Raw genomic sequence first — 20,508 nt, forward strand, 5'->3', positions numbered from 1 at the left:
TGGGCGTCTCTTTTTGGCGAATTTCGCCGGCCTCTTAACTCTGCACCAGAGCGGATTGGCCGTTACGGGCCATGCGCACCACATTGAACAGGTTCTTGGGGTCTTGCAACTGCGGCGCGACTTCAATGCGGATGCCGATGTCATGCTTGACAGCACTATCGCGCAGCCACCGCAACGCCGAGAAATCTTCCAACGCAAATCCAACCGAATCGAAAATCGTGACCTCATCAGGCCGTTGGCGTCCGGCGCTTTGGCCGGTCAGGACGCGCCACAACTCCGTCACCGCGAAGTCCGCCGGCATTTGCTGCAAATCGCCTTCGATCCGCGTCTGCGGTTCGTATTCCACAAACACCGGGCCCGCGCGCAGCACGTCTGCATGCAGTTCCGTCTTGCCCGGGCAATCGCCGCCCAGCGCATTGATGTGCATGCCGGGTTCAATCATGTCGCCGGTAAGAATGGTGGCGTAAGCCTTGTCCGCCGTGACCGTGGTCACGATATCCACACCCTTGACCGCCTGCGCCGTGCTGGCAAAGCGCACGATGCGCAAGCCGGGCACGACAGATGCCAGGTTGCTTTCCAGCTTGCTCGTGGCGTCGGGATCAACGTCGTAGACGTGCAAGGTGTCGATACCCAGGATGTAGTGGAAGGCCAGCGCCTGGAATTCCGCCTGTGCGCCATTGCCAATCAAGGCCATGGAACGCGAGTCCGGCCGGGCCAATGCGCGGGCGGCCAGCGCTGAAGTGACGGCGGTGCGCAAGGCGGTGGTCAGCGTCAGTTCGCTGATCAGCAACGGTTCGCCCGTGCTGACATGCGCCAGGGCGCCGAAAGCCATCACGGTGGACAAACCTGCCTGGGGATTGTCGGGGTGGCCGTTTACGAACTTGAAGCTGTAGAGCTCGTTGTCGGCGGTGGGCATCAATTCAATGACGCCGGTGGCGGAATGGCTGGCTACACGGGCGCATTTATCGAATTCCTGCCATCGCAGAAAGTCCGCCAGCACATAGTCCAGCAGGTCGGTAAAAACCTTGCGGGGGCCTTGCAAGGCCACAATTTTTGCTACGTCCGAAGTCGTCAGCAGAGTCGTCATATTTTTCCCCAGTTGTTATGGAACAGAAATTCTGGGGGATGGCCAAACCAATTCATAGTGACAACAATCCACACGAAACGCTAAGATTCTGGCATTGTGACAGCCAAAAATAGCACTTTTCACAATGGACACCTTAGATCAGAACCTGCTTGGCCTCTTACGCGCCAATGCCCGACTCTCTGTCGCGACCCTAGCCAAAAAGCTTGATGTCTCGCGCGGCACCATCGACAACCGCATTCAAAAATTGGAAGACCGCGGCATCATCGTGGGCTACACCGTGCGGCTGCGTCCGGAAGTCGAAACCGAAGATATCGTCGCGTGGATGAGCATCGCCGTTGAAGGCCACGAAACCCGCAAGATCGTGAATCTGCTGATGGGCGAGCCCAGCGTGGCAGGGCTGCACGACACCAACGGCCGATGGGACCTGCTGGCCGAATTGCGCGTGCCCACGATCGAACAACTCTCTGACGTACTGGACCGGCTGCGCACGCTCAAGGGCATCTCTGCCACGGAAACCAGCATCCATCTAAAGACGTTCAAGGCGTTCTAGTTGCGGGCTTTTGCGCCGTTTGCGCGGGGAAACCCGATATAAAACTTTGCATAGCGTCCATGATCCAGCGTTATGCGTGCCACCGGGTCACATACCCGGCCGCCATTAAATAGTCCTTGTAATCAGTGTCTTAGCGCTCAATCCCGGGCGCCTTGCGGGCCGCCCCGCCGCGCCATCGCGCCGTATCGGATTTCGTCTGACGCATGCATGCTTGCATCTTCAGCCGCGCACGCTTTTTGCGTCATGCGGCAAGCAACCCTTGCGTCCAGACCCCTCATGACCGACTTCGATCTGACTCTGCACAACGGCCGCATCGTCACGGCGGATGCCGATTTCATTGGCGACATCGGCATCGCAGGCGGCGTCATTGCCGCCGTCGCGGCCAAACTTCCTGCTGGCAGACGCGCAATCGACGCAACCGGCCGGCTGGTCATGCCTGGCGGCATCGACAGCCACTGTCACGTTGAGCAGTTGTCCAGCATGGGCGTGCTGTGCGCCGACGATTGGTACAGCGCGTCCGTGTCCGCGGCCCACGGCGGCAACACCACCATCGTGCCCTTCGCGGCGCAGCATCGCGGGCAGTCGCTGCGCCAGGTCGCGGATGAATACGCCGCATCGGCGGCCGCGAAATCGGTGATCGACTTCAGCTACCACCTGATCATTTCCGACCCCACGCCGCAAACGCTGAATCACGATCTGCCCGAGCTCATCCGCGCGGGCATCACGTCGTTCAAGGTCTTCATGACCTACGACAAGCTCAAGCTGGACGACAAACAGCTGCTGGACGTGTTCGCGATTGCCGCGCGTGAAGGCGCGCTGCCCATGGTGCATGCCGAAAACAATGACGTCATCAGCTGGATTGCGCGGCATCTGCTGGCGGCCGGCCTTACCGCGCCGAAGTATCACGCGGTCAGCCACGATCCCATCGCCGAGAACGAAGCAACGCAACGCGCCATCAGCCTGGCGGCCGTGCTGGAAGTGCCTGTGCTGATCGTGCACGTCTCCACGCAAGGCGGCGCGCAGGCCATTCATGCCGCGCAGACCCTGGGCGCGCCCGTGTACGGCGAAACCTGCCCGCACTACCTGCTGCTGACGGCGGAAGACATCGATATCCCTGGCGTCGAAGGCGCCAAGTTCTGCTGCAGCCCGCCGCCGCGTGACCCGGTGTCGCAACAGGCGTTGTGGCAAAGCCTGGACAGCGGCACGCTGGCGCTGCTGTCGTCCGACCACGCGCCGTACCGCTACGACGAATCCGGCAAGCTGCCTGCGGGCGACGCCACCACGTTCAAGCAGATCGCCAACGGCCTGCCCGGCCTGGAAGTGCGCATGCCGCTGCTGTTCTCGGAAGGCGTGCGCACAGGCCGCCTGACCTTGCAGCAGTTCGTGGCACTCACGTCCACCAACCATGCCCGCATGTATGGCCTGTACCCGAAGAAGGGCACGATTTCCGTCGGCGCGGATGCCGACATCGCCATCTGGGACCCCGAGCGCGTCGTCACGCTGTCCGCAGACCGCCTGCACGACAACGTGGGCTACACGCCGTACGAAGGCCGCCAGGTAACAGGCTGGCCCACCACCGTGATCAGCCGCGGCGAGGTCATCGTGGACGACGGCGCGTTGCACGCCGAACGCGGCCGCGGCCGATTCATTGCGCGCGGCCTGCCGGCCCCGCTGCAGAAAACGCGCGAGATCTCGCCGCGCGCCGCCTTGCTGCGCAAGATTTTTCCGAACGTGATCGAGCCGTAATCCGGCGCCAAGCACTTAATCCACAGCGATAAGAACATCTGGAGATTGACATCGTGAGTAACGCATCCCCCTCCCGCAAAATGGGCCTGGCGGTCGCCCAGATGGGCGCCGTGAACCTGGCCGACACCCGCGCGGTTGTCGTCCGCCGCCTGGTCGACATGATGCGCGAGGCCGCCGCCCGCAAGGCGGAATTCGTCGTGTTCCCCGAGCTGGCGCTGACCACCTTCTTTCCGCGCTACTGGATGGAAGACGCGGAGGCCGTGGACCGCTATTTTGAAAAGACCATGCCGAACGCCGACGTGCAGCCGCTGTTCGACACGGCGCGCGAACTGGGCATCGGCTTCTATCTGGGCTATGCCGAACTGACGCCCGAAGGCCGCCAGTTCAACACCGCCATCCTGGTCGATCGCAGCGCAAAGATCATCGGCAAGTATCGCAAGATTCATCTGCCGGGACACTCCGACCACAAGATCGACGCACCGTTCCAGCACTTGGAAAAGAAGTTCTTTGAAGTGGGCGACCTGGGCTTTGGCGTGTGGGAAACCAATGACGTGAAGATCGGCATGTGCCTGTGCAATGATCGCCGCTGGCCTGAGACCTATCGCGTCATGTCGCTGCAAAGCGCCGAACTGATCGTACTGGGCTACAACACGCCGTCCTTGAACATCCATTGGGACGAACCCGCGCACTGGCGCACCACCACTCACGAGATCGTCCTGCAGGCCAGCGCCTACCAGAACGCGGTATGGGTTGGCGCCGCCGCCAAGTGCGGCCATGAAGACGGCCACCACATGATTGGCAGCTCGATGATCGTGGCGCCGTCAGGTGAGATCGTGGCGCGCGCAAGCGGCGAAGAAGACGAAGTGATCACGGCGCGCATTGATCTGGGCATGGGCCAGACCTTCCGCGACCACGTCTTTAACTTCGCCAAGCACCGCAGCCCGCATCACTACAAGCTGATCACCGAACGCACAGGCGCCGGCGAACCGCTGCCCGTGCCGGAAGTGGTCTAAGCCCGGTTGATAATTGCCTGCGTCATCGCAGGCAATTCTTTTTTGACGATCTGGGAAAACTGGTTCAGGAACGCCTTGGCAATGGATGGCGGAGGTTCAATCCGGGAATGAGAGACGTGCACCGACAGCGCAATCGCTGGCTCGATACGGCGCACCACGATGCCGTGCATCAGCGCGTCCGTGAGGCCATAAGAATCCACCAGGGCCACACCCACGCCTTGGCGCACGAACGAGCACGCCGTCTGGGACGAGCGCACCTCGATGGCCGGGTCGAACTCTTGCCCCAGCTTCGCCCAATAGGCAAACAGGGTTTCGCCCAAGGGCGTATCGCGGCCATAACCCACCAGCATCTCGCCCGCCAGCATGGCCGGTTCGATCACACTTTCCCGGGCCAGCCGGTGGCCCGCCGGCAACACGCAAACAATCTCGCCCTGCGCCAATTCGCTGGTGATCAGATTGGGGTGCTCGGGCTTGAAGGTGGAGATAGCGATATCCGCGTGCCCCAACAGCAATTGGGGCAGCAGCGCGTCCATGCCCAGCGGCCGGTAGCGAATACGCACGCCCGGATTGCGGGCGCAGAATTTCGCGGTCGCAGCTGGAATCAGCCATTCGCCAAAACTGGGGCTGGACACCACGCTGACCAGTCCCCCGCCATGCCCCGCCAGACCCGCGGCCATGTCATTCAGGCGGTTGACGCCCGCCTGAATGGATTCCACTTCCTGGAAAAGTTTGCGCGCTTCTTTGGTGGGATGCAGGCGGCCTTTGAACCGCTCAAACAGCGCATAACCCAAGCGCAGCTCGATCGACGCCAGCACGCGGCTGATGGCGGGCTGCGTCACGTGCAGCAACCGGCCTGCGGCACTGAGCGATCCCGTGATCATGATGGAGTGAAACACCTCGATCTGCCGCAGGTTCAACGGCCCAGACCGGACCTTTCCGGGTAATTCCGACATGCTGCTTTCTTTCCTGTTGACCTGAGCGATGTGCGCCTGGCGCCTGTCCACCACTACTTATCAAGGGATTCTACTCAATCGTGTCCAACGCCCGCATCACTCTCGTAAACCCGAATTCACTGATCAAGGTCACCGAAGCGATTGAGCGCGCCGTCGCTCCTTTCCAGCGCCTTCCCTTGGAATTCCGCTTTCTGACGTCCGCCGATGGCCCCGCCGGCATTCAGACGCAGGCTGAAGCTGACGCCAGCATCGCGCCCATGGCGCAACTATTTTTGCGCGAAGCTGCCACGACCGATGCTTTCGTGGTGGCCTGCTTTAGCGATCCGGGCCTGCACGGACTGCGTGATCTGGTGTCAGCGCCCGTCCTGGGCATCGGCGAGTGCTCGGTATTGACGGCCATGAGCATGGCCACCCGCATCGGTGTGATCGCCATCGCCGGCGCATCCATCCCGCGTCACTTGCGCTACTTCCGCGCAATGGGCGTGGCAGAACGTATCTGCGGTGAATTGGCCCTGGATATGAAAGTGAGCGACCTGGCCGACGCCGAACTGGCGTTCCAGCGTATGGTGACGGTCGGCAAGACGCTGCGCGACGTGCACGGCGCCGATGTGCTGATCATGGGCTGCGCCGGCATGGCGGACTTGCGCAAGCGGTTGGAAGACGAATGCCGCCTGCCGGTAGTGGAACCGACGCAGGCGGCGGTGGCGATGGCAGCGGGCCGGCTGTTTGGGCGGGGCGGCTAGGGGCGCCCGCTACCCCCAGCCCGTCAGGTTCCTTGCTGCACAAAATGTCCTGCAGCAACCTGGACCAATTGCGCCACCTGCGGGTTGTCTCCCACTTTGCGAATCGGGCTGGGAATATCCCGCGCAGCGCGCACAGTGCGCTGCTGACGGCGGGCCGGATCAGGAATCGGCACCGCCGACAGCAGCCGTTGCGTGTACGGATGGCGCGGGCGGTGCAGCACCTCCTGCGTGGGACCCATCTCGACAATCTGCCCCATGTACATCACGGCGACACGGTGGCTGACCTTTTCCACGACGGCCATGTCGTGCGAGATAAACAGGTATGACAGGCCCATTTCGGCCTGCAATTCCTTCATCAGCTCGATCACGCGCGCCTGCACGGATACATCCAGCGCGGACACGGGCTCGTCCGCCACAATGATCTTCGGATTCACCGACAGCGCGCGGGCGATGCACAGGCGTTGACGCTGGCCTCCAGAGAACTGGTGCGCGTACCGGTCCAGAAACTCACGCGGCAGGTTGACGCGTTCCAGCAACTGCGCCGCCCGTTCGCGGCGTTGCTCTCGCGTGTAGCCGCCGTGCACCTTCAGCGGTTCACTGACCAGATCCCAGGCATGCAGACGCGGATTCAACGACGCATACGGGTCCTGAAAAATCATCTGGATGTGACGCCGCATGTCTCGCATCTTGTCAGGCGACATATGCGTCACATCCTGCCCCACCAGGCGGATCGATCCTTCCGTAGGCTGCACCAGCTTCATCAGCAAGCGGCCCGTGGTCGACTTGCCTGACCCGGACTCGCCCACCAGCGCCAGCGTCTCGCCCGCGCGCAAATTGAACGACACGCCTTCAACCGCATGCACATTGGCCACCACCTTGCCAAACGCCCCCGCCTTCACGGGAAAGCGCTTGGCCAGGCCGCTGACTTCCAGCACTGTCGGCCTGTCAAACACGGCCGCTTCGTCGGGAGACCCGTCGCCCAGCTTGGGCACAGCGGCCAGCAAGTCACGCGTGTAAGTCTGTTGCGGCGCGTCGAACAACGCCACCGTGGCGTTCTCTTCGATCTTGTCGCCATGGCGCATCACCACGACGCGATCGGCAATCTCGGCCACCACGCCCATATCGTGCGTGATGAACAAGACGGCCATGCCGACTTCGCGTTGCAGGTCTCGGATCAGGTCGATGATTTCTGCCTGCACCGTGACATCCAGCGCGGTGGTCGGTTCATCCGCGATGAGCAATTGCGGACGGCAGGCCAGTGCCATGGCGATCATCACGCGCTGACGCATGCCGCCTGACAGGTCGCCAGGGTATTGCGTCATACGCCGGGCGGGCTCAGACATCTTCACCGCCACCAGCATGGCTTCGGCTTTGGCCCAGGCCTGTTCGCGCGAGATATCCTGATGCAGCAAATAGACTTCGGCCAATTGGTCGCCCACGGTCATGACCGGGTTCAGCGACGTCATGGGCTCCTGGAAAATCATCGAGATCTCGTTGCCGCGGATGCGGCGCAACGCCGATTCTTCCAGGGCGAACAGATCCACTTCCTTGCCGTCGCGCGGCACGAAGCGGGCGGCGCCCGCTGCAATACGGCCGCCTGCGCGTTCGATCAGGCGCAGCAGAGACAGCGCCGTCACCGATTTTCCGGAGCCCGACTCGCCCACCAGCGCCACCGTTTCGCCGCGCCCGATGGTGAAGTCCAGCGACTTTACGGCGCGATAGGGTTTGGCGCGCGCGCCAAACTCCACGCACAACCCTTGAACCGCCAGCAGTGTCTCGCTCATCAAAGCTCTCCGTTACGCGCGGCTGGGAAATACGCGCGGCGACATGGCGTCGATGCTGCGGCCGGCATAGTCGCGCTGCGACACCGTGGCGATCGTCTGCGCCTGGGCGCGCTCCACTTCCTGCATGCAGCGCTCGATATCGATGGTCAGCAGCTTGCCGTTCTGCACGACTTGCGCGCCATCCACATACACATCCTTGATAGCGCGGTCGCCAGCGGAATAGATCAGGCTGCGCAGCGGCTCGCGGCCGGGGCGCATATAGGGGTGCGACAGGTCCACCAGCGAGAAGTCGGCTTTGCCGCCCACCGTGATGCGCCCGATGTCTTCGCGGCCCAGCATCCTGGCGCCGTTGACGGTTGCGGCATTGAAGACTTCTTCAGTGGAAGCTGCGCGGAAGTGCCCGGCCTGCAAACGGGCCACATAACAAGCCAGCCGCATTTCATCCAGCATGTTGTGCGGGAAGGTATCCGTGCCCAGACCTACGTTGATGCCGGCGCGCAGATAGCGGCCCAGAAAACTCAGCGCAATGCCCCGCCGCACGAACACGGTGGGACAGTGCGCCACGTGCGCGCCAGAGCGTTGCAGCAGACCAAAGTCGTCGGCATGCGGCCAGTACAGCGTGCGGTGATCATTCAGGAAAATGCCATGGCCAATGATCAGGTCGGGGTCCAGCAGGCCTTGATCGTCCAGCCATTCAATCGGCGTGCGGCCGTGGCGGCGCGTCATCTCGGAGAACTCCACCACGCTTTGGGCCGCATGGATCTGCATCGGAATGCCCAGGCGGCGCGCGGCAGCTTGCGCTTCTTTCAACAGTTCTGGCGAGCAGGTGTCCACTTGCGACGGGCACAGCATGGCGCTGAGGCGTCCGCTGGGATGGTTGATGGCGCTGTCCACCACGTCCAGCGCAGCTTCGAACGATTTTGTGGCGGCGGCCTCGTCCCAGGTGTATTCCACGGAATGGCCGTCCGTTGTGCGCCATGCTGCTGAACGGAACATGGGACCCAACACGCCGCGGATGCCGGTGCCAGCCACCACATCGGCCCAACCCGGACGCGGCAAGGACATATCCACAAAGGTGGTCACGCCGCTCAACAACATCTCGGATACGGCGACCTGATTGGCGTACTGCGCGGTTTCGATGCCCATGCGGAACACCGGCATGTATTCGTACAGCGAACTCTGGCCCAGCTTATCGCTGCCCAATTCTTCCAACAGGCCGCGGTTGCCGGGTTCAGATGAGGGGTGGGTATGCACGTTGACCAGCCCGGGCATCGCCATCAGGCCGCTGCCGTCAACGACGCTATCGGCCGAACCCGTGTAGCCCGTGCCAGCGTGGATAACGGTGTTGCCGCGCATCACCAGGTCAGCGTTTGCTATATAGACGTGCGAACCCAGTTCCGCGTCCCATGCCACGAGCGTGGACAGGTTCTTGAAATGGGTGATGCGGGTTTGATTGGTATCGCTCACGGAAGGCTCTCTGTGCTGCATAAAAAAGGTGTAGCGGCGGCGCGGCAAGGGCCGCGCCGCCGTGTCGTCGCTTACTTCAATTCGATGTCCAGGCCCTTGTAGGCCGCCGCGCCAAAGATGCCGTGCGCGCGCATGGGTTTCATGCGCTGGCCGCCCACCAGGTACAGCGAGTCGTGGTACAGCGGAATCCATGCGGCGCCGTCGGAAATCTTGGTCAGCGCCTTGGACAGGATCACGTCGCCTTCTTTGGGGTCCAGCGCCTCGCCGCCTTCGGCCAGCCACTTGTCGGTGTCGGCATCCTTCCAGTTCATGCGGTTTGGCGTGGGGATGCTGCTGGACAGGAAGTAGCTGTTCAGCGCTTCACCCGTGCTCATGTAGCCAAAGCTCATGCTGAATTCATCGAACTCTTGCGTGGCAAGCTTGCCCCAGGCCGACGTGGAATCAAACAGCTGCACGCGCAGGTCCACACCCACCTTCTTCATGTCGCCTTGCACGGCTTCCATGATGTCTTTCCAGTAGCCGGTGATGCCGTAGTGCAGCAGCGACAGCTTCTGGCCGTCTTTGTAGCGGAAGCCGTCCGACTGCTTCTTCCAGCCCGCTTCGTCCAACAGCTTGTTGGCAGCGGCAGGATCGTAGCGGTAGGCGTCATTGCTGCCTGCGGGCGTGCTGGTAGCCAGCATGCCGGTAGCCGGCGTGGCTTCACCAAACGTAATCGCTTCCGTCAATGCCTTGCGATTGATGGCCAGATTGATGGCGCGGCGCACGTTCACGTCGGTCAGCATGGGCTTATCGATCTTGAAGCCCAAAAAGAACGTCCAGTAGAACGGGTCCGCCTTGCTGACGAACAAGCGCTTGTCCGCCTTCAGATCCTTGATGGACCACTGCGGCAAATAGCGCGACAGGTCCGCTTGCCCGCTTTGCAGCGCGGTCAGACGGGTGCTTTCTTCCGGCACGATCTTCCAGATGATCTTATCGACCTTGGGCGTGGAGTCCTTGTAGATCGACGGGCCCCAGTTGTAGCCCGCGTGCTTGGTCAGCACGACTTCGTTGCGCGGCGTCCAGCTTTGGAAGCAGTACGGGCCGGTGCCGTCAAACGCCTTCACGCCATAATCCTGGCCCAGCGCTTTGACCTGGTCGATATTGATGACCGAGTGCATGTAATGCGCCATCTGTTGCAGCAGCTCGTTGTAGGGCTTCTTCAGCTTGTAGACCACGGTTACGTCATCAGGCGCCGTGATGCTGTCCACAGGCCCTGCGCGCCAGCGCTCCAGGCCCTTGGTCTCGGGGTTCAACCAACGCTCGTAGCTGGCCACGACATCTTTGGCCGTCATCTTCTTGCCGCTGCAGAACGTGACGTTGTCGCGCAATGCAAAGGTGTAGGTCAGCCCGTCCGGCGACACCGTCCAGCTCTTGGCCAGCGCGGGCACTGGCGTCTTCATGTCGTAGTCCAGGCCGACCATGGTGTCGGCCGCCATGAACAGCACTTCCGCCGCGCCACGCGCGGTGGTGCGATGCGGATCGTATTTGTCGGTGTCCAGTTCGCGCAGAATCAGCACGGTCTTGTCAGACTGCGCAACGGCATGCGTCGGCGCGGCCAGCAGGCAGGTCAGCGCCAAGGGCGCAACGGCCAGGCCTTTGATGAGCTTCATGATGGTGGTTTCCCCGTTGTGGTGTGTTGTGTGGTCAGGCGCGATTCAGAAACGCAGCTTGGGGTCCAGCGCATCGCGCAGGCTGTCGCCCAGCAAATTGAAGGCCAGCACGATGAAGAAAATCGTCATCGTAGGAATGGTGGATATGTGCGGGAAGATCTGCAGGAACTTGCGGCCATCGGCGGCCATGCTGCCCAATTCCGCGAACGGCGGCTGCGGGCCCAAACCCAGGAACGACAGCACCGAACCCAGCAAAATCGTGTGACCCAGCTGCAAGGTGGCGTAGATCATCAGCATCGATGAGCAGTTCGGCAGCAGGTAGCGCGTGATCAGATAAAAGTTGCCAAAACCCATGGCGTGGCCGGCTTCCATGTATTCCTGCTTCATCACCACCATGGCCGAGCCGCGGGCGATGCGCGCCATGCCGGGAATGGCAGAGACACCCAAGGCCAGCACCATCGCCAAGGTGCCGGGGCCAAGCAGGGCCGACAGGCTCAAGCCGAAAAGAATCGCCGGAAACGACAGCAGCACGTCCACGACGCGCATGATCACGCCTTCCAGCGGACGGTAGTACGCCGCCAGAATGCCCAGGATGGCGCCGATACCCGAACCGCCGATCACAGCCAGCACACTCAGCATCAAGGTGGCGCGGATGCCGTAAATGATGCGTGACAGGATGTCGCGGCCTTGCACGTCCGTGCCCAGCAGGTAGGTGATGCCGTCCGACGACATCCAGCCCGGCAGCTTGCGCGCAATGGACATATTGGTGGAATAGGGATCGTGCGGCGCCAGCCACGGCGCAAACACCGCCGTCAGCACAATCACGATCACTGCCAGCAGAGACAGCAGCAGGATAGGGTCGCGGCGCAGCCGCGATGCGATGCGCGCCAGCGGCGTCGCCATGGCTTGGGGCGGCAGGCCGCCCATGGATGAAGTCGACCCTGCGCTCATGATTTGTGTCCTCGCGGGTCCAGATAGCCGTAGAGCAGATCCACGATCAGGTTGATGATGATGAACCCCAGCGCAGTGACGAGGATCGCGCCTTGGGCCAGCGGGAAGTCGCCCGCAAAGATGGCGCCGACCGCCATGCGGCCGACACCGGGCCAGGAGTAGATCTGTTCGGTGACCACCGCGCCGCCCAGCAGGTTGCCCACTTGCAGGCCCACCAGCGTCACGATGGGCAGCAAGGCATTGCGCAGCGCATGGCGCAATACGACCCGGCTTTCGCCCGCGCCCTTGGCACGCGCCGTGCGCACGTAGTCACCGCTCAGTGTTTCGATCACGGCAGTGCGCGTAATGCGCGCAACCGGGCCGATCAAGACAGACCCCAGCGTCAACGCGGGCAGGGCCACGGATTCCAGGCCGGCCAGCGTCCACAAGGGGCCGTTGCGGCCGATGTAAGGCAGGATGCCCGCGCCCCCGACGTGTTGCACCAGCAGCAAGCCCACCCAAAACACCGGCAATGACACGCCGACCACGGACAAGGTCATGACAAAGCGGTCAATCAGCTTGCCGCGGCGGTAGGCAGCCAGCGTGCCCAGCAGAATCGCCAGCGGTATCGACCAGATCACACTGGCCAGCATCAGTTCCACGGTGGCGCCGATCGTGCTGCCGATCTCGTCGATCACGGGCACGTTGGAAATCATCGAGCGGCCCAGATCCAGATGAGCCAGACGCCACATATAGCCCGTCAGCTGAACCAACAGCGGCTTATCCAGGCCCAGCTCCTGACGGACCTGCGCCAGTTCATCAGCCGTTGCGGTGGGGCCCGCGATGACCGCGGCGGGGTCGGCTGGGGCCACTTGCAGCAGCACAAAGCACACCACCACTACGCCCAGCAGGACGGGCAAAGAGATGTACAAGCGGTTGAGTAGTTGCCGGATCATGCGCGACGGGCTCCGTCCGCGGGATTCGGCCCGCCAACGCAGCAGGCTGAACCGGCCTGTGTTTGGGCGGGGTGAACGGAACTCGGCATAAAACAACCTCTCTTGGTGCGCCCGAGGGCTTACGGTGGTCGAAGAATGCCAGTGCGCCCGAGCCGCGTGGACCCAGGGAAATCCACTATGCAGGCATTTCACAGGCGCGCATCGATCACTACGCAAGGCATTGATATGCAATGGATTTATTGGTTTTCCAGAGGCGGCTGATTGCCTATCCGATAACGGGGCGTTATGACGCCTGCGCAAAGATTGATAGACCGCGCGGGCCCGTCTGTAACGGGCGCGGGGCGGTGTGGGACCCGCGCTGCTAGACTGCCCCAAGCCCTTTGATTGACAGACCCTACGCAGGTACGCATCCGATGCGCTTTATCGACACAGAACAAACCCGGGACGCGCTGTCCTTTGACGCCGTCATTCCCGCGTTGCGGGAAGCTTTTCAAGCCGGCGCAACGGTGCCGCCCCGGCATGTCCACGCCATCCAGTCAGGCTCGTCGCATGGCACCACGCTGATCATGCCGGCCTGGAGCGACCGCGGGTACTTCGGCGTGAAGATCATCAACATCTTTCCCGAGAACACGCATCAGGGCCTGCCCGGGCTGCATGCGACCTACAACCTGTATAGCGCCACCACCGGCGTACCCATTGCGCAGGTCGATGGCGACATCGTCACCGTCTACCGCACGGCAGGCGCCGCCGCGCTGGGCGCGGACTACCTGGCTCGCGCCGACGCCAGCACGTTGCTGATCGTCGGTTCCGGCCGCATCGCGGGGCTGGTCGCGCAAGCCATGCGCACCGTGCGCCCCATCGAGCGCGTGCTGGTCTGGAACGTGCGTCCGGCAGGAGCCGAAGCATTGGCGGAGCAGCTACGCGCGCAAGGCTTTGACGCCCAGGCCGTGACGGATTTGGAAAGCGCTGCGCGTCAGGCGGACATCATAAGCTGCGCCACCTTGTCCACTGTGCCGCTGATCCAAGGCGCCTGGCTGCGCCCCGGCGTGCACCTGGACCTGATCGGCAGCTTCAAACCCGAGATGCGCGAAACCGATACGGCCTGCTTTGACGGCACTACCGTTTACGTGGATACCGACGAGGCGCCCACCAAATCCGGCGATCTGCTGTCGGCCTTCGATGCAGGCGTGCTGACCCTGGATGACATCCAAGGCACCTTGCAGCAGCTGACTACCGGCGCCCGTCCCGGCCGGCGCAATGACCAGGAAATCACCGTATTCAAAGCGGTAGGCAGCGCGCTGGAAGACCTGACGCTGGCGACGCTGGTGTACGAGTCAGCGGCGAAGTAAACCCGCGTCAGCCGGCCCGCCCAATTCCACCGGCAAATATTCGCGCATGATCTCGATAAACCGCCGCAAACGCGCCGGTTGAAAACGAGACGGCGCGTACACCAGGGATACCGGCAGCGGGTCGGCGCGCCATTGCGGCGCAACGTGCACCAGCCGGCCTGCGGCCAGATCGTCCTGCATGGCCCACTCAGAGCCCAGCGCCACGCCCAGACCCAATACCGCCGCCTTGCGCAACGCATGCAGACCATCAGTGGACAAGCGCGGCTGGATGCCAAAGCGCGCAGTCTCGCCCGTTTCGCAATGGGTCAGGCTGACTTCGGTGCGATAAAAGGTGCGCAGCGCCAGCCACGGCAGCCGGGCCAGTTCGGACGGATGTTGCGGCGCGGGTTCTCCGCGCAGCAGATCCGGTGAAGCAATGACAATGCGCGGCACTACGCCCAGCTTTACGGCGATCACGGAAGGGTCCGTCACGGCGCCCACGCGTATGGCGCAGTCCACATTCTCGGCGATCAGGTCCGGCATCCGGTCATGCAACAGCCACTCCACGCGCATGTTCGGATACTGCTGCAAGTACCTGGCCAGCGGGTCGACAAACTGATCCTGTCCAAAGGCATGCGGCGCGACCACCCGCAGCGTGCCATACGGCTCGTCGTCCGCCCCCCGCACTTCGCTTTCAAACGATTGCCAGGTGGCGATCAGTTCCTTGGCGCGCTCATAGCAGCGTTGTCCGTCTTCCGTCAGCCGGATGGCATGGGTGGAACGTTGCAGCAAGCGCACGCCCATGGTGCGTTCCAGCAGTTGCAGACGGCGGCTCACGGTAGGTTGCGTGCCGCCCATTTGCGCGGCGGCGGCAGACAAGCTGCCGGCCTCGACGATGCGGACGAACGTCTCGATCAGCAGCATGCGGTCGGTGCCGGCTGCGGCGGTCTGGGCAGGGGTGGTCATACGCCTATCGTATAACGGATGTACCCCTGGGCCGGCTACCAAAGCGGACGTCGCAGGAACAGAATCTGCCCCGTACCTGATCCACCGGATAGCCATCATGTCCCCGACTTCCTCTACGACACTTTCACGCAGCCTGGTCTTTCTTCTTGCCATCGGCGCTGGCCTGGGCGTTGCGTCCCTTTATTACAGCCAACCTATGCTGGGCGTGCTGGGCGCAGATCTCCACGCCAGCGGCGAAACGCTGGGCTGGATTCCTACCCTGACTCAACTGGGTTATGCGTTCGGCATTCTGATGCTGGCGCCGCTGGGCGATCGTTATGACCGCAAGCACATCATTCTGATCAAGGCGGCCGTGCTGAGTCTGGCGCTGTTGCTGGCCAGCGTATCTTCCACCGTGGGCCTGCTGCTGGCGGCAAGCTTTGCCATCGGCTTGTCGGCCACCCTGGCGCAGGACATCGTGCCGGCCGCCGCCCACCTGGCGCCCGCCGAACAACGCGGCAAAATCGTCGGCACCGTCATGACCGGCCTGTTGCTGGGCATCCTGCTGTCGCGAGTGGTCAGCGGGTTCGTGGCCGAACAATTCGGCTGGCGCATGATGTTTGTTGCGGCCGCCGTCAGCATCGTGGCGCTCGGCGCAGCGCTGTGGCGCGGCCTGCCGCGTTTTGTTCCGTCAACGCAGATGGCGTACCGCGACTTGCTGGGTTCGCTGCTGACCCTGTGGCGTCAGCACCCCAGCCTGCGCCGCGCCGCCACGGCGCAAGGGCTGCTGTCGCTGGGCTTTAGCGCGTTCTGGTCCACGCTTGCAGTGATGTTGCACGGCGAACCGTTCCATCTGGGCGCGGGCGCTGCCGGCGCCTTCGGCCTGGCTGGCGCAGCAGGCGCGTTGGCCGCGCCGCTGGCAGGCCGAGTGGCTGACACCCGAGGTCCGCTGGCCGTCGCCAGCCTGGGGGCAGGGCTGACCATGGTGTCTTTTGCCGCCATGATCTTCCTGCCCTTCCTGTCTGCGCATGCCGCGCTTTGGCTGATCGCCGGCAGCGCTATTGGTTTCGACCTGGGCATCCAGACGTCTCTGATTGCGCATCAGAGCATCGTCTACGGCATCGATCCCGCCGCCCGCAGCCGGCTCAACGCCATCCTGATGACAGGCGTGTTCATCGGCATGGCAGCGGGCGGCGCCTTGGGCAGCCTGGCGCTGGCCCACTGGGGCTGGACCGGCGTGACGGTCGTGGCGACAGGCGCGGCAGCCGCCGCACTGGCAATGCGCCTGTGGCCAGCAACAAGCCGGGCATCTACTCCGGCGTATTGATCTCGTCGGACGTAATGATCTCGGCCACCAGCACCGCCCCCGGCCCATCCAGGTAGTACTCTTCCTGGGCCGGGTCGCGCAGCTTCATGAACGCGTTCTCGCCAATCTGCATGGTGTGCCCGGCGGCCAGCTCTGCGCCGCTCTCCAGCATATAACCCATGATGTTGTTGAAGATATTGGAGTAGTACTCACCTTCATCATGGCCGCTGGCCAGCGCCGCGAAGTCAGGCAGCGAGAACTTGTCGGCGCCATACGTGCGCATCCATACGCCCTGCACGCCTTCCACTTCGTATTTCACAAAGCCGCAATACAGCATGTTCAGCGGCAAGGTGCGCAGCAGGTCCAGGCTTTCTTCACCCAGCGATTCCGCGTCGAACACGCCTGCCGGCAGCGAGGTATGCGCATGTTCGTTCAGCACCGCCATGGCTTGAAAACCCGTCAGTGCGCCCGCCACTGCGGCCATCGCCACGTACTGCTCAAGCGGATCTTCCTCGAAGCCCGCGTAATACAGAATGATGTGACTGGCGTGCCCGCGGACTTCATCCTTGACCGCCTGGGCATAGTGGGCCGGCGCCACGCAGGCTTCCAGCGCATCCTTGGGGTAGGGCGCGTTGAAGCCCACCAGCCGCACAACATGCTTGTCCCAACCCGCCAGGCCCAGAATCTCGGGCATGTCCGGCGCAATCTCGACGCGCGCGCGGTCCATGGACGGATGATAGGCGCGCAGGGCGGCAGCCAGCGTGTCTTCGGCAATCGAGAGCGGCGCGGCAAACAGCACCTGCAAACTCAACGGATTCTCGATAGCCGGATTGGCCGACAGCGCCGCCGCGTCGGTGGGTTCTTCTTTGCGGCCAAAGAAACGGGAGAAGATGCTCATAGGTGTCCAGGGCAATGAAAATAAACGGGGGCAGTATACGTTTTCGCGCTATTCCGTGAAGCCCTGCGGCCCGACCGTCTCCACGACGTAATCAATAAACGATTTGATGCGCGACGAGATCGCGGTGTTTCGGTAGTACACCGCGTGAATCGGCTGCCGGACGTCTTGCGTCTGCTTGACCAGCAGTTGCTGCAAGGCGCCCGACTTACGGTCGCCGCGTGTCATGAAGTCAGACAGGCAAACGATGCCCCCATCGTTCAACGCCAGCTGGCGCAACGTTTCGCCGCTTGCCGCGCGCACATCCGGTTTGATGTGCAGGGCTTGCCCGTCTGCTTCCAGCAGCGGCCATTCATTCAACGATTCCAGCTGACTAAAGCCCAACAGCGTGTGTGAGACCAGATCCGCTACGCGCTTGGGCGTACCGTGCGCCGACAGATAAGCAGGGCTGGCAAGCACGCGCACGCGGCTGTGACCCAGCGGCACCGCGTGCAAAGACGAATCCTTCAGCCGTCCGATGCGTATGGCCAGATCGGTACGCCGTTCCAGCAGATCGATGTTGCCTTCGTTGCTATTGAGTTCAAGCTCCACCTGCGGATAACGCTTGCGGTAACCGGGCACTAGCGGCGCAATCACATGCAGCATGAACGGAGACGCGGCGTCCACGCGCAATAGTCCGGCGGGCTGGTTGCGCCGCACGTTCATCAGCTCTTCGGTTTCTTCCACCGACGCGATGATCCGCCGCACTTGCTCCAGGTAAGTCTTGCCTTCTTCGGTCAGCTCCAGCCGGCGCGTGGTCCGGCGCATCAGCGTGGTTTGCAGCTTCTCTTCCAGCCGGCTCATGCTGCGGCTGGTGGCGGAAATGGTCTGTCCCAGCACGTCGGCGGCAGCGGTAATGGAGCCGCTGTCGACGATGGCGATAAAGACCTGCATCTCGTCGAGTGTGGTTTTCATATTTGACGTTATATCAAAAGTATTTCGCTGATACTGGGCTTTTTCCGCAAGTATCCGGCAGGCACACTACATCCATTCCCAGACTTTACCTGTCTGTATCAACGAATCCCCCAGGAGTTTCACATGAGCATTCCCGCATTTGGCGTTGGCACGTTCCGCCTGCAAGGCCAGGTCGTCATTGATTCCGTGCGCAATGCGCTGGACGTCGGCTACCGCGCTATCGACACCGCCCAGATCTACGAGAACGAAGCCGAGGTCGGCCAGGCCATCGCTGAATCGGGCGTCGCGCGTGAAGACCTGTTTTTGACCACCAAGATCTGGGTGCCCAACTACGCTCAAGACAAGCTCGTGCCCAGCCTGAAGGCCAGCCTGGCCAAGCTGCGCACGGACTACGTAGATCTGACACTGATCCACTGGCCGGCGCCCGGCAACGGCGTATCGGTTGCGGAATTCATGACGGCCCTGGCCGATGCCCGCGCCCAAGGCCTGACGCGTCAGATCGGCATTTCCAATTTCCCCATCGCCGAAACCCGCGCAGCCATTGCCGCCGTCGGCCGTGAGCAAATCGCCACCAACCAGATTGAACTCAGCCCGTATCTGCAAAACGCTGCACTGACGTCGTTCTTGAAGGAACAGGGCATCCACGTCACGTCTTACATGACCTTGGCCTACGGCAAGGTGCTGAAGGACCCGGTCATCGGCCAGATTGCCGAACGCCACAACGCCACGCCCGCGCAAGTCGCGTTGGCCTGGGCGCTGCAACTGGGTTATTCCGTCATCCCTTCGTCAACCAAACGCGAGAATCTAGCCAGCAACCTGCTCGCCCAGCAGCTGCGCTTAAGCGACGCAGACATGGCGCAGATCGCCACGCTGGAACGCAATGGCCGTGAGGTCAGCCCGGACGGCTTGGCCGCCGCCTGGGACTAAAGGGTAAAGGCCATGATCACGGCGCGTTACGTTGCGCAAGAGCGACTAACGCGCGCCCCCACTGAATCCCGCGTAGAGCATCCCCATGAAGACACACGATCCCTTGTTTGAGCCGCTTGCGCTAGGCCCCCTGACGCTGCCCAACCGCATCGTCATGCCCCCCATGACGCGCTCGCGCGCGACGCAGCCTGGCGACGAGGCCAATGCGTTGATGGCGCACTACTACGCGCAACGCGCCAGCGCCGGCTTGATCGTCAGCGAAGGCACCTACATTTCACCCTTGGGCAAGGGCTACGCCGGCACGCCGGGCCTGTGCACGCCTCGGCAAGTGGCAGGCTGGCGCTGCGTGACTGACGCCGTTCACGCAGCCGGAGGCCGTATCTATGCCCAACTGTGGCATGTGGGGCGTTTGAGCCACACCAGTCTGCTGGGCGGCCGCCAGCCCGTGTCTTCCTCTGCCATACAGGCCGACGGCGTCAACGTCTTCATCGAAAACGAAGACGGCAGCCCGAACTTCGTGCAGGCGTCGGCGCCGCGCGCGCTGTCCATCAACGAGATCAAGGGCATCGTCGAGGAATACCGAGAGGCAGCGCGCAACGCCATGGCGGCCGGCTTTGACGGCGTGGAACTGCACGCGGCCAATGGCTACCTGGTCAATCAATTTCTGGACTCGCAGGCCAATGCGCGCACCGATGAATACGGCGGCTCGCTGAACAATCGCATTCGCTTTCTGGACGAGGTGGCGCGGGCGTTGATCGACGCGGTCGGCGACGCAGGCCGCGTCGGTATCCGTCTGGCGCCGCTGACCACGTTGAACGGCTGCGTGGACGCGGACCCGGTGCAAACCTATACCGCCGCCGCCCAGCGCCTGGGCGAGATCGGCGTCGGGTATATCCACATTGCCGAAGCCGACTGGGACGACGCGCCGGACATGCCCTTGTCTTTCAAGCAAACCCTGCGCCGCGTCTATCCCGGCGTGCTCATCTACGCCGGCAAGTACACCGCAGAGCGCGCACGCGAAGCGCTGGAAAGCGGCTGGGCCGATCTGGTTGCCTTTGGCCGTCCGTTCGTCGCCAACCCCGACCTGCCGCATCGTCTGCGTAACGACGAGCCGCTGGCCGAGCATGACCGCGCGACGCTGTTCGGCGGCGGCGCCCGGGGTTTGACCGACTACCCGTCTTATCCGTCGCGCCAGGAGCGTGTTGTATGAAGATAGTTGTCACCGGAGCCAGCGGCTTTACTGCCAGCCCACTGCAGCGTGCTGGATTGGATCGC

General features: G+C 62.8%; 18 protein-coding genes. 8 read left to right on the forward strand and 10 right to left on the reverse strand.

The features are described 5' to 3' along the window. Nucleotides 1–34: 34 nt before the first annotated feature. Nucleotides 35–1,087, reverse strand: coding sequence for an ornithine cyclodeaminase (gene ocd / locus RAS12_RS20240; protein ID WP_306939598.1), 1,053 nt, complete (start codon nucleotides 1,085–1,087; stop codon nucleotides 35–37). Nucleotides 1,088–1,211: 124 nt separating this feature from the next. Between ocd and RAS12_RS20245 the strand changes: the two genes are divergently transcribed. From RAS12_RS20245 to RAS12_RS20255, 3 genes are all read left to right on the forward strand, one after another. Then, nucleotides 1,212–1,637: an Lrp/AsnC family transcriptional regulator gene (locus RAS12_RS20245; RefSeq protein WP_306939600.1), complete on the forward strand. Its 426-nt coding sequence runs from the start codon at nucleotides 1,212–1,214 to the stop codon at nucleotides 1,635–1,637. Nucleotides 1,638–1,913: 276 nt separating this feature from the next. Continuing rightward, the gene (gene hydA, locus RAS12_RS20250) at nucleotides 1,914–3,383 is read left to right on the forward strand and encodes a dihydropyrimidinase (RefSeq protein ID WP_306939601.1); all 1,470 of its coding nucleotides are present in this window, start codon (nucleotides 1,914–1,916) and stop codon (nucleotides 3,381–3,383) included. Nucleotides 3,384–3,463: 80 nt separating this feature from the next. Then, nucleotides 3,464–4,396, forward strand: coding sequence for an N-carbamoyl-D-amino-acid hydrolase (locus tag RAS12_RS20255; protein ID WP_306951539.1), 933 nt, complete (start codon nucleotides 3,464–3,466; stop codon nucleotides 4,394–4,396). On the opposite strand, the gene RAS12_RS20260 is transcribed toward RAS12_RS20255, so the two are convergent. After that, entirely contained in the window at nucleotides 4,393–5,349 is a 957-nt protein-coding gene (locus RAS12_RS20260; protein ID WP_306939602.1) for a LysR family transcriptional regulator, read from the reverse strand. The genes RAS12_RS20255 and RAS12_RS20260 overlap by 4 nt on opposite strands. Before the next feature lie 80 nt (nucleotides 5,350–5,429). On the opposite strand from RAS12_RS20260, the gene RAS12_RS20265 reads away from it, so the two are divergent. Then, nucleotides 5,430–6,092, forward strand: a complete 663-nt coding sequence (locus RAS12_RS20265; protein ID WP_306939604.1) for an aspartate/glutamate racemase family protein — start codon at nucleotides 5,430–5,432, stop codon at nucleotides 6,090–6,092. A 23-nt stretch (nucleotides 6,093–6,115) separates the two neighbouring features. Here the strand turns inward: RAS12_RS20265 and RAS12_RS20270 are convergent, their stop codons facing one another. The 5 genes from RAS12_RS20270 to RAS12_RS20290 form a co-directional block, all read right to left on the reverse strand. Next, on the reverse strand, nucleotides 6,116–7,876 hold the full coding sequence (locus RAS12_RS20270) for an ABC transporter ATP-binding protein (RefSeq protein ID WP_306939606.1): 1,761 nt from the start codon (nucleotides 7,874–7,876) through the stop codon (nucleotides 6,116–6,118). A gap of 12 nt (nucleotides 7,877–7,888) precedes the next feature. Further along, the gene (locus tag RAS12_RS20275; protein WP_306939608.1) at nucleotides 7,889–9,343 is read right to left on the reverse strand and encodes an amidohydrolase family protein; all 1,455 of its coding nucleotides are present in this window, start codon (nucleotides 9,341–9,343) and stop codon (nucleotides 7,889–7,891) included. A gap of 71 nt (nucleotides 9,344–9,414) precedes the next feature. Beyond that, nucleotides 9,415–10,992, reverse strand: a complete 1,578-nt coding sequence (locus tag RAS12_RS20280) for an ABC transporter substrate-binding protein (RefSeq protein WP_306939611.1) — start codon at nucleotides 10,990–10,992, stop codon at nucleotides 9,415–9,417. Between the two features lie 45 nt (nucleotides 10,993–11,037). Beyond that, nucleotides 11,038–11,943 (reverse strand): ABC transporter permease, encoded by a 906-nt coding sequence (locus RAS12_RS20285; RefSeq protein ID WP_306939614.1) that lies wholly within the window; start codon nucleotides 11,941–11,943, stop codon nucleotides 11,038–11,040. Then, on the reverse strand, nucleotides 11,940–12,878 hold the full coding sequence (locus tag RAS12_RS20290) for an ABC transporter permease (RefSeq protein ID WP_306939616.1): 939 nt from the start codon (nucleotides 12,876–12,878) through the stop codon (nucleotides 11,940–11,942). The genes RAS12_RS20285 and RAS12_RS20290 overlap by 4 nt, the downstream gene beginning before the upstream one ends. Nucleotides 12,879–13,291: 413 nt before the next feature. Between RAS12_RS20290 and lhpI the strand changes: the two genes are divergently transcribed. Further along, nucleotides 13,292–14,227 carry a bifunctional Delta(1)-pyrroline-2-carboxylate/Delta(1)-piperideine-2-carboxylate reductase gene (gene lhpI, locus RAS12_RS20295; RefSeq protein WP_306939618.1) on the forward strand — a complete coding sequence of 312 codons (936 nt, stop codon included), beginning with the start codon at nucleotides 13,292–13,294 and terminating at the stop codon, nucleotides 14,225–14,227. Here the strand turns inward: lhpI and RAS12_RS20300 are convergent. Then, nucleotides 14,213–15,172: a LysR family transcriptional regulator gene (locus tag RAS12_RS20300; protein ID WP_306939620.1), complete on the reverse strand. Its 960-nt coding sequence runs from the start codon at nucleotides 15,170–15,172 to the stop codon at nucleotides 14,213–14,215. The two genes, lhpI and RAS12_RS20300, sit on opposite strands and share 15 nt — an antisense overlap. Nucleotides 15,173–15,269: 97 nt before the next feature. Here RAS12_RS20300 and RAS12_RS20305 point away from each other — a divergent pair, with 97 nt between their 5' ends. Then, nucleotides 15,270–16,478, forward strand: coding sequence for an MFS transporter (locus RAS12_RS20305; protein ID WP_306939621.1), 1,209 nt, complete (start codon nucleotides 15,270–15,272; stop codon nucleotides 16,476–16,478). On the opposite strand, the gene RAS12_RS20310 is transcribed toward RAS12_RS20305, so the two are convergent. Both RAS12_RS20310 and RAS12_RS20315 read right to left on the reverse strand, forming a co-directional pair. Continuing rightward, entirely contained in the window at nucleotides 16,462–17,355 is an 894-nt protein-coding gene (locus tag RAS12_RS20310) for a DUF4261 domain-containing protein (RefSeq protein WP_306939622.1), read from the reverse strand. The two genes, RAS12_RS20305 and RAS12_RS20310, sit on opposite strands and share 17 nt — an antisense overlap. A gap of 48 nt (nucleotides 17,356–17,403) precedes the next feature. Then, nucleotides 17,404–18,306, reverse strand: coding sequence for a LysR substrate-binding domain-containing protein (locus tag RAS12_RS20315; protein WP_306939623.1), 903 nt, complete (start codon nucleotides 18,304–18,306; stop codon nucleotides 17,404–17,406). Between the two features lie 123 nt (nucleotides 18,307–18,429). Here RAS12_RS20315 and dkgB point away from each other — a divergent pair, with 123 nt between their 5' ends. Together dkgB and RAS12_RS20325 are read left to right on the forward strand one after the other, a co-directional pair. Next, nucleotides 18,430–19,233, forward strand: coding sequence for a 2,5-didehydrogluconate reductase DkgB (gene dkgB, locus RAS12_RS20320; RefSeq protein ID WP_306939624.1), 804 nt, complete (start codon nucleotides 18,430–18,432; stop codon nucleotides 19,231–19,233). 85 nt (nucleotides 19,234–19,318) lie between these two features. Next, the gene (locus RAS12_RS20325) at nucleotides 19,319–20,443 is read left to right on the forward strand and encodes an alkene reductase (RefSeq protein WP_306939626.1); all 1,125 of its coding nucleotides are present in this window, start codon (nucleotides 19,319–19,321) and stop codon (nucleotides 20,441–20,443) included. Nucleotides 20,444–20,508: the final 65 nt, after the last annotated feature.

The sequence above is a fragment of the Achromobacter seleniivolatilans genome, assembly GCF_030864005.1.
In the GTDB taxonomy this organism is placed as follows: Bacteria; Pseudomonadota; Gammaproteobacteria; order Burkholderiales; family Burkholderiaceae_B; genus Achromobacter; species Achromobacter seleniivolatilans.

Excerpts from the sequence above, each read along its gene's own strand:
- dkgB (WP_306939624.1), top strand. The coding sequence starts at position 18,430 with ATGAGCATTCCCGCATTTGGCGTTGGCACGTTCCGCCTGCAAGGCCAG.
- lhpI (WP_306939618.1), top strand. The coding sequence starts at position 13,292 with ATGCGCTTTATCGACACAGAACAAACCCGGGACGCGCTGTCCTTTGAC.
- hydA (WP_306939601.1), top strand. The coding sequence starts at position 1,914 with ATGACCGACTTCGATCTGACTCTGCACAACGGCCGCATCGTCACGGCG.
- RAS12_RS20305 (WP_306939621.1), top strand. The coding sequence starts at position 15,270 with ATGTCCCCGACTTCCTCTACGACACTTTCACGCAGCCTGGTCTTTCTT.
- RAS12_RS20255 (WP_306951539.1), top strand. The coding sequence starts at position 3,464 with ATGGGCCTGGCGGTCGCCCAGATGGGCGCCGTGAACCTGGCCGACACC.
- RAS12_RS20260 (WP_306939602.1), bottom strand. The coding sequence starts at position 5,349 with ATGTCGGAATTACCCGGAAAGGTCCGGTCTGGGCCGTTGAACCTGCGG.
- RAS12_RS20280 (WP_306939611.1), bottom strand. The coding sequence starts at position 10,992 with ATGAAGCTCATCAAAGGCCTGGCCGTTGCGCCCTTGGCGCTGACCTGC.
- RAS12_RS20315 (WP_306939623.1), bottom strand. The coding sequence starts at position 18,306 with ATGAAAACCACACTCGACGAGATGCAGGTCTTTATCGCCATCGTCGAC.
- RAS12_RS20310 (WP_306939622.1), bottom strand. The coding sequence starts at position 17,355 with ATGAGCATCTTCTCCCGTTTCTTTGGCCGCAAAGAAGAACCCACCGAC.
- RAS12_RS20245 (WP_306939600.1), top strand. The coding sequence starts at position 1,212 with ATGGACACCTTAGATCAGAACCTGCTTGGCCTCTTACGCGCCAATGCC.
- RAS12_RS20290 (WP_306939616.1), bottom strand. The coding sequence starts at position 12,878 with ATGATCCGGCAACTACTCAACCGCTTGTACATCTCTTTGCCCGTCCTG.
- RAS12_RS20285 (WP_306939614.1), bottom strand. The coding sequence starts at position 11,943 with ATGAGCGCAGGGTCGACTTCATCCATGGGCGGCCTGCCGCCCCAAGCC.
- RAS12_RS20325 (WP_306939626.1), top strand. The coding sequence starts at position 19,319 with ATGAAGACACACGATCCCTTGTTTGAGCCGCTTGCGCTAGGCCCCCTG.
- RAS12_RS20300 (WP_306939620.1), bottom strand. The coding sequence starts at position 15,172 with ATGACCACCCCTGCCCAGACCGCCGCAGCCGGCACCGACCGCATGCTG.
- ocd (WP_306939598.1), bottom strand. The coding sequence starts at position 1,087 with ATGACGACTCTGCTGACGACTTCGGACGTAGCAAAAATTGTGGCCTTG.
- RAS12_RS20270 (WP_306939606.1), bottom strand. The coding sequence starts at position 7,876 with ATGAGCGAGACACTGCTGGCGGTTCAAGGGTTGTGCGTGGAGTTTGGC.